The sequence below is a fragment of the uncultured Aquincola sp. genome, assembly GCF_964001545.1.
GTDB lineage: Bacteria > Pseudomonadota > Gammaproteobacteria > Burkholderiales > Burkholderiaceae_C > Aquincola.
Genome location: NZ_CAXFDV010000621.1, coordinates 1 through 10,757 on the forward strand (window position 1 = coordinate 1; position 10,757 = coordinate 10,757).

At 69.3% G+C, this 10,757-nt stretch carries 15 protein-coding genes and 1 pseudogene; 3 read left to right on the forward strand and 13 right to left on the reverse strand.

Annotated features, from left to right (window positions below):
• Nucleotides 1-1,666: DUF1631 family protein (locus ABNT58_RS21590; RefSeq protein WP_348755468.1), on the forward strand; the 1,666-nt coding region annotated here is incomplete at its 5' end.
• Here ABNT58_RS21590 and pdxA read toward each other — a convergent pair.
• Nucleotides 1,663-2,688, reverse strand: a complete 1,026-nt coding sequence (gene pdxA / locus ABNT58_RS21595; RefSeq protein ID WP_348755469.1) for a 4-hydroxythreonine-4-phosphate dehydrogenase PdxA — start codon at nucleotides 2,686-2,688, stop codon at nucleotides 1,663-1,665. The two genes, ABNT58_RS21590 and pdxA, sit on opposite strands and share 4 nt — an antisense overlap.
• Before the next feature lie 167 nt (nucleotides 2,689-2,855).
• Between pdxA and ABNT58_RS21600 the strand changes: the two genes are divergently transcribed.
• Nucleotides 2,856-3,389, forward strand: coding sequence for an outer membrane beta-barrel protein (locus ABNT58_RS21600; protein WP_348755470.1), 534 nt, complete (start codon nucleotides 2,856-2,858; stop codon nucleotides 3,387-3,389).
• Between the two features lie 71 nt (nucleotides 3,390-3,460).
• Here ABNT58_RS21600 and ABNT58_RS21605 read toward each other — a convergent pair whose 3' ends face one another.
• On the reverse strand, nucleotides 3,461-4,210 hold the full coding sequence (locus tag ABNT58_RS21605) for a Nif3-like dinuclear metal center hexameric protein (protein ID WP_348755471.1): 750 nt from the start codon (nucleotides 4,208-4,210) through the stop codon (nucleotides 3,461-3,463).
• Nucleotides 4,211-4,232: 22 nt separating this feature from the next.
• On the opposite strand from ABNT58_RS21605, the gene ABNT58_RS21610 reads away from it, so the two are divergent.
• The gene (locus ABNT58_RS21610; protein ID WP_348755472.1) at nucleotides 4,233-5,399 is read left to right on the forward strand and encodes a trypsin-like peptidase domain-containing protein; all 1,167 of its coding nucleotides are present in this window, start codon (nucleotides 4,233-4,235) and stop codon (nucleotides 5,397-5,399) included.
• A 6-nt stretch (nucleotides 5,400-5,405) separates the two neighbouring features.
• Here the strand turns inward: ABNT58_RS21610 and tatC are convergent, their stop codons facing one another.
• The 11 genes and pseudogenes from tatC to ABNT58_RS21665 form a co-directional block, all read right to left on the reverse strand.
• Entirely contained in the window at nucleotides 5,406-6,197 is a 792-nt protein-coding gene (tatC, locus tag ABNT58_RS21615) for a twin-arginine translocase subunit TatC (RefSeq protein ID WP_348755473.1), read from the reverse strand.
• Nucleotides 6,194-6,676, reverse strand: coding sequence for a Sec-independent protein translocase protein TatB (tatB, locus tag ABNT58_RS21620; protein WP_250197772.1), 483 nt, complete (start codon nucleotides 6,674-6,676; stop codon nucleotides 6,194-6,196). The genes tatC and tatB overlap by 4 nt, the downstream gene beginning before the upstream one ends.
• 55 nt (nucleotides 6,677-6,731) lie before the next feature.
• Nucleotides 6,732-6,977: a Sec-independent protein translocase subunit TatA gene (gene tatA / locus ABNT58_RS21625; RefSeq protein ID WP_348755474.1), complete on the reverse strand. Its 246-nt coding sequence runs from the start codon at nucleotides 6,975-6,977 to the stop codon at nucleotides 6,732-6,734.
• Nucleotides 6,978-7,054: 77 nt separating this feature from the next.
• Nucleotides 7,055-7,402: a histidine triad nucleotide-binding protein gene (locus ABNT58_RS21630; protein WP_348755475.1), complete on the reverse strand. Its 348-nt coding sequence runs from the start codon at nucleotides 7,400-7,402 to the stop codon at nucleotides 7,055-7,057.
• Nucleotides 7,403-7,421: 19 nt separating this feature from the next.
• On the reverse strand, nucleotides 7,422-7,805 hold the full coding sequence (locus ABNT58_RS21635; protein WP_348755476.1) for a hypothetical protein: 384 nt from the start codon (nucleotides 7,803-7,805) through the stop codon (nucleotides 7,422-7,424).
• A gap of 30 nt (nucleotides 7,806-7,835) precedes the next feature.
• Nucleotides 7,836-8,183, reverse strand: coding sequence for a phosphoribosyl-ATP diphosphatase (locus ABNT58_RS21640; RefSeq protein ID WP_348755477.1), 348 nt, complete (start codon nucleotides 8,181-8,183; stop codon nucleotides 7,836-7,838).
• Nucleotides 8,180-8,569, reverse strand: coding sequence for a phosphoribosyl-AMP cyclohydrolase (hisI, locus tag ABNT58_RS21645; protein WP_348755478.1), 390 nt, complete (start codon nucleotides 8,567-8,569; stop codon nucleotides 8,180-8,182). The genes ABNT58_RS21640 and hisI overlap by 4 nt, the downstream gene beginning before the upstream one ends.
• A gap of 9 nt (nucleotides 8,570-8,578) precedes the next feature.
• Complete coding sequence (locus ABNT58_RS21650; protein ID WP_348755479.1) at nucleotides 8,579-9,022, reverse strand: NUDIX domain-containing protein; 444 nt, start codon at nucleotides 9,020-9,022, stop codon at nucleotides 8,579-8,581.
• A complete protein-coding gene (locus ABNT58_RS21655; RefSeq protein WP_348755480.1) occupies nucleotides 9,019-9,888 on the reverse strand; it encodes an ATP-binding protein in 870 nt (289 codons plus the stop codon). The genes ABNT58_RS21650 and ABNT58_RS21655 overlap by 4 nt, the downstream gene beginning before the upstream one ends.
• Before the next feature lie 46 nt (nucleotides 9,889-9,934).
• Nucleotides 9,935-10,585 (reverse strand): ligase-associated DNA damage response endonuclease PdeM, encoded by a 651-nt coding sequence (gene pdeM / locus ABNT58_RS21660; RefSeq protein ID WP_348755481.1) that lies wholly within the window; start codon nucleotides 10,583-10,585, stop codon nucleotides 9,935-9,937.
• Nucleotides 10,586-10,636: 51 nt separating this feature from the next.
• Nucleotides 10,637-10,757: pseudogene (locus ABNT58_RS21665) on the reverse strand (nucleoid occlusion factor SlmA); the annotation flags it as partial.

Genomic DNA, 10,757 nt, shown 5'->3' on the forward strand with positions numbered 1-10,757 from the left:
CCGCGGCGCTGCGTTGAGCGAAGAACCCGGCGCACCGCAGCGCCAAGGCGCCGTCGGCGGCGGCACGCCGTTCGGCCGGGTGGACGGGCGGGTGATGTCGCTGATCCGCCAGCTGACCACGCAGCGCGGCCGCGCCGCAGCGGGCGCCGCAAGCCCGTGGCAGGACGGCGCCGCGGCCGCCTACGGCCCTGTCGGCCCCGGCACCGGCGCCGGCGCCGGGGCCAGTTCGGGATTCGGGCCTTCTGGCGATGGCCCGCTGCCCAACCTGATCTACGCCCACCGCGACGAGCTGCGCCAGGCGGCCACCGGCCGGCTCGACCACATGGTGATCGACGTGGTCGGCAGCCTGTTCGAGCAGATCCTTTCGGACCCCAAGGTGCCGCCGCAGATGGCGCGCCAGATCGCACGGCTGCAGTTGCCGGTGCTGCGGGTGGCGCTGGGCGACCCCAGCTTCTTCTCGTCGCGCCGCCATCCGGTGCGCCGCTTCGTCAACCGCATCGCGTCGCTGGCCTGCGCCTTCGAAGACTTCGGCAGCGGGCCGGGCCAGCAGTTCATCGGTCAGGTGCGGGCGCTGGTGCAGGAGATCGTCGACGGCGACTTCGACCAGATGGAGGTGTACGAGCAGAAGCTCGGCGCCCTGGAAGGCTTCATCGCCGCGCAGGCCCGCGACGAAGTGCGCGAGCAGGGCAGCAACGCGCCCCAGATGGTCGAGGCCAAGGAGCAGGACCTGCGGGTGCAGCAGCAGTACCTGCGGCAGCTGCAGGCCGCGCTGGCACCGGTGGAGATGCCGGCCTTTCTGCGCAGCTTCCTGGCGCAGGTGTGGAGCCAGGCGCTGGTGCTGGCCGCCCGGCGCGGTGGCGAGGCGGGCGAACTCTCGCAGCGCCTGAGGCGCGCGGCACGCGACGTGGTGATGAGCGTGCAGCCCAAGGGCACGCCGGCCGACCGCAAGACCTTCCTGATGTCGCTGCCGCAGCTGATGAAGGACCTGAACCACGGCCTGGCCATCATCGGCTGGCCCGATGCGGCGCAGAAGGCCTTTTTCTCCGAGCTGCTGCCCGCCCATGCCGAATCGCTGAAAGGCCAGTCGCTGCGGCCGCTGGACTTCAACCTGATGGTCAAGCAGCTGGACGCGGTGTTCGCGATGCCGCTGCCGCGCGTGGCCGAAGGCGGCACGCTGCCGGTGCTCAAGGACGCGGTGGACCAGGTGCACTTCAGCGACGATGAAGCGGCGCAGATCGGCCTGGTGAAGGAAGAGTCGGTCAACTGGCAGCGCCAGGTGGACATCGACCTCAACCTCGAGCCCGAGCTGAGCGCGGTGGACATCCAGCTCGACGGCCTGCCGCCGCCCGAGCCGGTGGAGCCCAGCCGCGGTGCCTCGCTGGCCGACCATGTGCAGCTGGGCTTTGCCTACCAGATGCTGGTGGACGAGCAGTGGCAGAAGGTCAAGCTCAACTACGTGAGCCCGGGCCGTGCCTTCTTCGTCTTCACCAGCGGCAGCAAGCACCAGAAGACGGTGTCGCTGACCTCGCGCATGCTGCACCGCCTGTGCGAGGCGGGGCGCTTCCGCGCGTTCGAGAACGCATTCCTGATCGAGCGGGCCACCGCCCGCGCGCGCAAGCAGCTGGCGGCCCTGCGGCCTTCAGGCGCCGCGCCCGCCAGGCACTAGGCGCCTGCGCCGCTGAGCTGGCGCGCCATGCGCGCCGCCGTCACCAGGCTGGCCGGGTCGGCCAGGCCCTGGCCGGCGATGTCGAAGGCGGTGCCGTGGTCGGGGCTGGTGCGCACGAACGGCAGGCCCAGCGTCACGTTCACGCCCTCTTCCACGCCCAGGTACTTCACCGGGATCAGGCCATGGTCGTGCGTCATCGCCACCACCAGGTCGAAGGCGCCGCGGCGCGCGCGCATGAACACCGTGTCGGGCGGAAACGGGCCTTGCGCATCGATGCCTTCGGCCCTCGCCGCCTCGATCGCGGGGCCGATGTAGCGCAGCTCTTCATCGCCGAACAAGCCCCCCTCGCCCGCATGCGGATTGAGCCCGGCCACCGCGATGCGCGGCCGCGGCTGGCCCCAGCGCGCCGCGGCCCGGTGGGCGATGCGCAGCGTGGACAGCACCGCGTCATGGTCCAGCAGCTCCAGCGCCCGCCGCAGCGATACATGGATGGTGACCAGCACCACCTTGAGCTCGGGGTTGGCCAGCATCATGCGCACCGGCGGCAGCGCGCCGTCGGGGCCGGCCGCCAGTGACTGCAGCATCTCGGTATGGCCCGGGAACTTCACGCCCGCGGCGCTCAAGGCTTCCTTGTGGATGGGCGCGGTGACGATGGCCCGGCCCTCGCCGGCCTGCACCAGGCGCACGGCCTGCGTGATCCAGCGCGCCGCGGCCGCGCCGGCCCGGCCATCGATGCGGCCCCAGGGCAAGTCGGCCAGGCCCGCGTCTTCGCCGCCGGACAGCAGGGGCAGTGCGCCCGGCGGGCAGGCGGCCAGGTCACCCGGCGCATCCAGCAGCGCGATAGGGGCGGCCTGGCCCAACGCACGCAGGCCGCGACGCAGCACGCCGGCATCGCCCACCACCACTGCGTCGGGCAACTCGCCCCGCAGCCAGGCGCCGGCCACGATCTCGGGGCCGATGCCGCAAGGGTCACCGAGTGTGACCAACAGGGGCGGCTGATGGGGTGTGTTTGTCGGGGCCATGGCCCATTTTCAGCCCGGTGGCGCTGATACGCCTGCTGACGCCTGCATCAGCTGCTCACCGGTGGCGCAACAACATTTCACGCAAAGCCGGGCACCTTCTTCACGCGCTCCTTCCAACATGGTTCCACGCTGGCATCCGCCGGCCCTGTTGAGAGGACACAAAACACATGACGAACTCGAAGACCCGCACCCGCGCTGCCGTTGCTGCTGCCCTGCTGGCCGCCAGCGCCCTGCCCGCCATGGCCGAAGGCCTGTACGTGGGTGGCTCCATCGCCAAGCCCGACTGGCGTGGCGACAACATCAACGGCGTGTCAGGCGACTCTTCCGGCACCGGCCTGAAGCTGTACGGCGGCTACCAGTTCAACCCCAACTTCGCGCTGGAAGGCAGTGCCTTCCGCCTGGGCAAGCTGAGCGGCAACGGCGGCGATGCCAAGGCCAACGGCGTGGCGCTGGACGCCGTGGGCATGCTGCCCTTTGCCACCGACTGGACGGCCCTCGCCAAGCTGGGCGTGGCGAGCGTGAAGACCAGCGCCAACGGCGACAGCGACCGCAGCACCATCCCGAAGTTCGGCCTGGGCGTGCAGTACAACCTGTCCAAGACCATGGCCATCCGCGGCGAATGGGAACGCTACCGCCTGGACGCCTTCGACCAGAAGAGCAACACCGACCAGTACTCGATCGGCCTGAACGTGTCGTTCTAAGTCCCGCCGGGCCGCCCCAAGGGACTGAGCGCCCCTCGGGGGCCGCGAGCGGCGCGGGCTCGGGGTTGCCTCTAAGCTGGATTTTCGATCTCGATGAACCTGTGTTGCAGGCCATAGGTCTGCGCCAGGTGCTCGGCCACCGCGGGCGCGCCATAGCGCTCGGTGGCATGGTGGCCGCAGGCCAAGAAGGCCACGCCCGTCTCGCGGGCCAGATGCGCCTGCGGCTCCGAGATTTCGCCGGTGATGAAGGCATCCGCCCCCGCGGCGATGGCCGATTCGAAGTAGCCCTGTGCGCCGCCGGTGCACCAGGCCACGCGCTGCAGCGGCCGGCCGTCGCCGGGCAACAGCACCGGCGCACGACCCAGGGCCGCCTCCACGCGCAGGGCCAGCGCCTGCGCACTGTCCAGCCCCTTGGCCTGGCCGATGAAGCCCAGGTCTTGCTCGCCAAAGCGTGCATCGGCCACCAGGCCCAGCTGCAAACCCAGCTGCGCGTTGTTGCCCAGCTCGGCATGCGCATCCAGCGGCAGGTGGTAGGCGAACAGGTTGATGTCGTGCGCCATCAACAGCTGCACCCGGGCCTTCAGCCAGCCGGTCAGCCGGCCGTCCTGCCCGCGCCAGAACAGGCCGTGGTGCACCAGGATCGTGTCGGCGCCATCGGCGATGGCCGCCTCGATCAGCGCCCGGCTGGCGGTGACACCGGAGACGATGCGGCGCACCTGCGCACCGCCCTCGACCTGCAGACCGTTCGGCCCATAATCCTTCAAGCGGTCCACGGCCAGCAAACGGCCCAAGTAGGCTTCGACCTCGTTGCGCTGGACCATTCCTCGCCTTCCTTCCTGTTGCATGCGTAGAACCTGGCTCATTTTCTCGCAGGCGGTCACGGTCGCCCTGGCCGTGCTGTTCGTGGTGGCCACGCTCAAGCCCGACTGGCTGTCGCGCCGCGCCGGCCAGACGCTGCTGCCCGAGATCGTCTCCATCGTCAGCGCGCCGGTGGCTTCGTCGTTGCCGGCCAGCGCCGCGATGGCGGGCTATAGCACCGCGGCGCGCAAGGCCTCGCCTTCGGTGGTCAGCGTCACCGCGATGCGGGCGCCGCAGCGCAACCCGCATGCGGAAGACCCCTGGTTCCGCTTCTTCTTCCGCGAAGGCAATGGCCCGCAGCAGCAGGAGCCGCAGCGCGGCCTGGGCTCGGGCGTCATCGTCTCGCCCGAAGGCTACCTGCTGACCAACAACCACGTGATCGACGGCGCCAGCGAGATCGAGGTGCAGCTGGTCGATGGCCGCCAGGCCTCGGCCCAGGTCATCGGCGCCGACCCCGAGACCGACGTGGCGGTGCTCAAGATCTCGCTCGACCGGCTGCCGGCCATCACCTTCGGGCAATCCGAAGAGCTGCAGGTGGGCGACATCGTGCTGGCCATCGGCAACCCGTTCGCGGTGGGGCAGACGGTCACCTCCGGCATCGTCAGCGCGCTGGGCCGCAGCCGGCTGGGCATCAACACCTTCGAGAACTTCATCCAGACCGATGCGGCCATCAACCCCGGCAATTCGGGCGGCGCGCTGGTGGACGTGAACGGCAACCTGGTGGGCATCAACACCGCCATCTTCTCGCGCAGCGGCGGCAGCCTGGGCATCGGCTTCGCCATCCCGGCGGACTCGGCCCGGCAGGTGATGGAAAGCCTGATCCGCGACGGCAGCGTCACCCGCGGCTGGATCGGGGTGGAGCCGCGCGACCTGACGCCCGAGATCGCCGAGACCTTCCAGTTGCCCGTCAGCCAGGGCGTGCTGATCACCGGCGTGCTGCAGGACGGCCCGGCCAGCCAGGGCGGCATCCGCCCCGGCGACGTGGTGACCAGCGTGGCCGGCCATGCCGTGACCAACACCCAGCAGCTGCTGGGTGCGGTGGCGGCCTTGAAGCCCGACACCCGCGTGACCATCGGCCTGCAGCGCGGCAAGCAGGCGGTGGAAGCCAGCGTGAAGGTGGCGCAGCGGCCGCGGGCGCAGCCGGCGCGCTGACCCGCGTCATCCCGCGGTGGTGTTGCTTTCCGCCTCGCTGTCAGGCGCCTGCGTGTGCTTGATGAACAGCTGCGCGGCCCAGATGCCCAGCTCGTAGAGCAGGCACATCGGCACCGCCAGCGCCAGCTGCGACACCACGTCGGGCGGCGTGATCACCGCGGCGATGATGAAGGCCAGCACGATGAAGTAGCCGCGGAAGGACTTGAGCTTCTCGATGCTGACCAGCCCCATGCGCGCCAGCACGATGACCACGATGGGCACCTCGAACGCAGCGCCGAAGGCGATGAACATCGTCAGCACGAAGCTGAGGTAGGCCTCGATGTCAGGTGCGGCGGTGATGCTCTTGGGTGCAAAGCTCTGGATGAACTTGAACACCTGGCCGAACACGAAGAAGTAGCAGAACGCCACCCCCACGAAGAACAGCAGCGTGCTGGACACCACCAGCGGCAGCACCAGCTTCTTCTCGTGCGAGTACAGGCCCGGCGCCACGAAGGCCCACACCTGCCACAGCACCACCGGCAAGGCGATCAGGAAGGCCGCCATCAGCGTGATCTTGAGCGGCACCACGAAGGGCGAGATCACGTTGGTGGCGATCAGCGTGGCGCCGGCCGGCAGCGTGTGCACCAGCGGCGCGGCCAGCAGGTCGTACAAGCCGCCCGGTCCGGGCCACACGCACAACACGCCGAACACCACGCCCACGGCGATCAGCGCCCGGATCAGGCGGTCGCGCAGCTCGACCAGATGCGAAACGAAGGGCTGCTCGGTACCTTCGAGTTCGTCTTTCTCCTGGGTGCTCATGACCAGCGTTTCGGCCGGTGACGGGCCACCCGTGCGGCGCCCGACTGCGCCTTGGTGCGGATGCCAGCCTGCTGCTTGTACCAGTGCGGAATGGCGCCCCGCTTGAGGCGCCACTTCTTGCCCGGGTGCCGGTACTCGGGCACCGGGGTGCTGAGCGAATCGGTGCCCACCGCAGGCGCCAGACCGGCCGTGGCCGCATCGTCCCAGTCGCGCTGCAGGTCGGTGGTGTGCTGGTTGAACTCGCTGTGCACCGTCTGCTCGACGTTGCGCGCCGCGTCCTCGAACTGCGTCTTCATCTTCTTCAGCTCATCGAGTTCGATGGAGCGGTTGACCTCGGCCTTGACCTCCGCCACGTAACGCTGCGCCTTGCCCACGAAGTGGCCCACCGTGCGGGCCACCTTGGGCAGGCGTTCGGGGCCGATGACGATGAGCGCCACCGCCCCGATCAGCGCGATCTTGTCGAAACCGAAATCGATCATGCAGCGCTCATGCGGACAACTTCATGCGGACAACTTCATCAGGAAGCGGCGAAGCTCAGGCCTTGCGCTTGGCTTCGACGTCGACCGTCTGCGCGTCGGCAGCAGCGCGCTGGGCGGCGGTGACCTGCTGGGGCGGCACGTCGGGCTCGCCGACGCCTTCGGAGCCACCGCGCACGCCGTCCTTGAAGCCCTTGACCGCACCGCCGAGGTCGGAGCCGATGTTCTTCAGCTTCTTGGTGCCGAAGATCAGCACCACCACGAGCAACACGATCAGCCAATGCCAGATGCTGAACGAACCCATATCAATCTCCTTCGAGGGAATCCGACGATTCTAGGGGGGCGACATGACAGCTTTGCCGTGGGGGACTCAGCCCCGGCTCAGCCCTTGTTCCACGGGCGCGGTCCGCCCATGACGTGCAGGTGCAGGTGGCCCACTTCCTGGCCACCGTCGGCACCGGTGTTGATGACGTGGCGGTAGCCGTTGGTCACGCCCAGCTCGCGCATCAGCCGCGTGCTCAGCACCATCATCCTGCCCAGCAGGGCCTGCTGCGCCTCGGTCACCTCCTGCATCGAGCCGATGTGCTCGCGCGGCACGATGAGGATGTGCACCGGCGCCCAGGGCGCGATGTCGTGGAAGGCGATGAGCTCATCGTCTTCGTACACCTTGCGCGCAGGAATCTGGCCGGCGGCGATCTTGCAGAAGATGCAGTTGGGGTCGGTGTGCATGGGCTTGGGGGCGCGGGGGTCAGGGCATCGGCCGGCCGTCGTTCAGGGCCAGCCAGCCACGCACCACGCGGTAGAGGAACCAGATGGAGATGACGCCCCAGGCGATCCACCCGGGCACGAAGAACAGCAGCCACAGCGGCGCGGTGACCAGGTACAGGCCGGCCGCCCACAGCACGCTGCGGATGCGCCAGCTGAAGTGCGATTCCTGCCAGGTGCCGTCGGCATCGCTGCGCTTGACCAGGTCGAGGATGAAGGCCGCCACCAGCAGCAGCACCGTCGGCTGGAAGGCCGGGAGCACCGCACTCACCGCGACGATGGCATGCAGCGCGTAGCTAATGTGCCCGATGGTGCGCAGCGACTGTTCGCGCTGCGAGCCGGGGGTGACGTCGACGATCGGGTTCAAAAGGCGGTCCTTCGCAGGTGAGGGGGCAGGCTAGTCGCCCTGGTGCTCGCGCTGCTTCACCTTGCGCAGCGCGAACTCTTCCAGACCTGAGAGCCCTTCGCGGCGCTCAAGTTCAGCCAGCACGTCGGCCGGCTTCAGGTCGAAGGCCGCCAGCGCCACCAGGCTGTGGAACCACAGGTCGGCCACCTCGTAGACGATCTTGCTGCGCTCGCCATCCTTGGCGGCCATCACCGTCTCGGTGGCTTCTTCGCCGATCTTCTTCAGGATGGCGTCGGTGCCCTTGTGGAACAGCCGGGCAACGTAGCTGGTGTCGGGGTCGGCGCCCTTGCGCGATTCGATGACCTCGGCCAGCCGGGCCAGCGTGTCGTTGCCACTCATTTGTAGATGCTTTCAGGGTCTTTCAAGACCGGATCGACCGTGTGCCAGGCGCCGTTGTCGTAGCGCTGGAAGAAGCAGGAATGGCGCCCGGTGTGGCAGGCGATGCCCGGCTCATGGCCCAGCTGGGTCACTTCCAGCAGCAGCACGTCGGCGTCGCAGTCCAGCCGCATCGAATGCACCTTCTGGATGTGGCCGGACTCTTCGCCCTTGTGCCACAGCCGCTGGCGGGAGCGGCTCCAGTACACCGCCTCGCCCAGCTCGGCGGTGCGGGCCAGGGCCTCGCGGTTCATGAAGGCGAACATCAGCACGTCCTTGCTGCCGCGTTCCTGGGCGATGACGGGCACCAGCCCGTCGCGGTCCCACTTGATGCTGTCGAGCCAATCCATGGGGGCAGTTTAAGTCTCGGGGTGGGTGGGGCCGGCAAAGCCGCGTTCTTCGGCGAACCAGGCCAGCACCGGCACGGTGCCCGGCAGCACCGGCCGCACCTGCACCGGCAGCTGGTTCCAGGCCATCTGCTGGCGTTCGCGCATCTCGAACTCGCCCGTCCAGCTGAACACCTTGCAAAAGTGCAGCCGCACGCGCGCATGTTCGTAGTCGACGATCTCCACCCGCCACGGCTGCACCGGGCCGATGGTGATGCCCAGCTCCTCGATCAGCTCGCGGCGCAGGGCTTGTTCCACCGTTTCGCCGGCTTCCAGCTTGCCGCCCGGAAACTCCCAGTAGCCGGCGTACACCTTGCCCTCCGGGCGCGAGGTGAGCAGGAAGCGGCCGTCGGGGTCGATGAGGACGCCCACGGCCACGTCGACCGGGGTGCGCTCGGCGCGGACAGACTCAGTCATTGTTCGCTGCGCCCCGAAAAGTCGCGCGCAAACTGGTAGGCCACGCGGCCGGAACGCGAGCCGCGCTCCAGCGCCCACACCAGCGCCTCGGGCCGCGCCGCCTCGATGCGCGCCGCATCGACGCCGAAGTGCTGCAGCCACTGCGCCACCACAGCCAGGTATTCGGACTGGCTGAAGGGGTAGAAGCTGATCCACAACCCGAAACGCTCGGACAGCGAGATCTTTTCTTCCACCACCTCGCCGGGGTGCACCTCGCCGTCTTCGGTGTGGGTGTACGTGAGGTTCTCCTTCATGTACTCGGGCAGCAGGTGGCGGCGGTTGCTGGTGGCGTAGATCAGCACGTTGTCGCTGGCCTGCGCCACCGAGCCGTCGAGCATCGACTTCAGCGCCTTGTAGCCCGGCTCGCCTTCGTCGAAGCTGAGGTCGTCGCAGAAGACGATGAAGCGCTCGGGCCGGTCGCCCACCAGGTCCACCAGGTCGGGCAGGTCCACCATGTCGGCCTTGTCCACCTCGATCAGGCGCAGGCCGCTGGGTGCGAATTCGTTCAGGCAGGCCTTGACCAGCGAGCTCTTGCCGGTGCCGCGGGCGCCGGTCAGCAGCACGTTGTTGGCTGCACGGCCGGTGACGAACTGGCGCGTGTTGCGCACCAGGCGCTCCTTCTGGCCGTCGATTTCCTGCAGGTCGGCCAGGCGGATGGTGGCCACATGGCGCACCGGCTCCAGCACGCCGGCGCCGCGGCGCTTGCGGTAGCGCCAGGCGATGGCGGCGTTCCAGTCGGGGGCGGCCGCCGGCAGCGGCAGCACGGCTTCCAGCCGGGCCAGCAGCGCATCGGCGCGCTGCATCAAGCGTTCGAGATCGATGGACATCGCAAGGGCAACGGCGGGGCGGCCGGCGCAACACAAACCGGGCAGTTTAGCGAGCGGGCACCTCGAACAGCTGGCCGTCGGCCACCGCCACCAGCCGGTCGCCGGGCTGCCGGTCCACCGGGTGCAGGCCGGTGAAGCTGCCGAAGGCCGGCAGCACCGCCACGCCCTCACGCAGATGGAAGCACGGCAGCCGCACGCGGTCGAAGCCGCGGCCCAGCATCGCACCGGGGTGGATGTGGCCGGCCACCACCTGCGCGCCGACGCGCGGCCGCGGGTGGTGGCACAGTGCCAGGCCGCCCAGGCGCAGCGGCTCGTCCACGCAGCGGATGTCCAGCCAGCCGGGCGGATCGCCCGCGCGGTCGTCGTGGTTGCCGCGCACCAGGGTCACGTCCAGCCGCGGATGGCGCTCGCGCCAGCGGCCCATCGCGGCCAGCGTGTCGGGCGCATGGGCATGGGCCGAATGCAGCAGGTCGCCCAGGAACACCAGGTGCCGCACGTCGTGCAGCTGCAGCAGCTGGTCGATGAGGGCGAGGTTCTCGGAAGTGGTGCCACGCGGCACCGGCACGCCCAGGCGGCGGAAGCTCACGGCCTTGCCGATGTGGGCATCGGCGATCAACAGCGTGCCGTGGTCGGGCAGATAAGCCGCCTTTTGCGGCAGCAGGCGGAACTGTTCACCGCCCCAGGTCACATCGAACATGGCGCGACGGTAGCAGCGAACGGCCGTGCGGGCCGCGCGCGGCAGGCGCCCTCAGCCTGCCAGCAGCTGCAGCGAGGCTTCCAGGTGCTCGGTGGGCAGGCGCTTGAAGCCCGAGCGCGCATAGCGCTGCAAGCGGCCCACCGCAAAGGCGGTGAGCACCGAGGCATGCACC

Coding starts and splice junctions, on each gene's coding strand:
- pdxA (WP_348755469.1), bottom strand. CDS start 2,688: ATGGCCCCGACAAACACACCCCATCAGCCGCCCCTGTTGGTCACACTC.
- ABNT58_RS21600 (WP_348755470.1), top strand. CDS start 2,856: ATGACGAACTCGAAGACCCGCACCCGCGCTGCCGTTGCTGCTGCCCTG.
- ABNT58_RS21605 (WP_348755471.1), bottom strand. CDS start 4,210: ATGGTCCAGCGCAACGAGGTCGAAGCCTACTTGGGCCGTTTGCTGGCC.
- ABNT58_RS21610 (WP_348755472.1), top strand. CDS start 4,233: ATGCGTAGAACCTGGCTCATTTTCTCGCAGGCGGTCACGGTCGCCCTG.
- tatC (WP_348755473.1), bottom strand. CDS start 6,197: ATGAGCACCCAGGAGAAAGACGAACTCGAAGGTACCGAGCAGCCCTTC.
- tatB (WP_250197772.1), bottom strand. CDS start 6,676: ATGATCGATTTCGGTTTCGACAAGATCGCGCTGATCGGGGCGGTGGCG.
- tatA (WP_348755474.1), bottom strand. CDS start 6,977: ATGGGTTCGTTCAGCATCTGGCATTGGCTGATCGTGTTGCTCGTGGTG.
- ABNT58_RS21630 (WP_348755475.1), bottom strand. CDS start 7,402: ATGCACACCGACCCCAACTGCATCTTCTGCAAGATCGCCGCCGGCCAG.
- ABNT58_RS21640 (WP_348755477.1), bottom strand. CDS start 8,183: ATGAGTGGCAACGACACGCTGGCCCGGCTGGCCGAGGTCATCGAATCG.
- hisI (WP_348755478.1), bottom strand. CDS start 8,569: ATGGATTGGCTCGACAGCATCAAGTGGGACCGCGACGGGCTGGTGCCC.
- ABNT58_RS21650 (WP_348755479.1), bottom strand. CDS start 9,022: ATGACTGAGTCTGTCCGCGCCGAGCGCACCCCGGTCGACGTGGCCGTG.
- ABNT58_RS21655 (WP_348755480.1), bottom strand. CDS start 9,888: ATGTCCATCGATCTCGAACGCTTGATGCAGCGCGCCGATGCGCTGCTG.
- pdeM (WP_348755481.1), bottom strand. CDS start 10,585: ATGTTCGATGTGACCTGGGGCGGTGAACAGTTCCGCCTGCTGCCGCAA.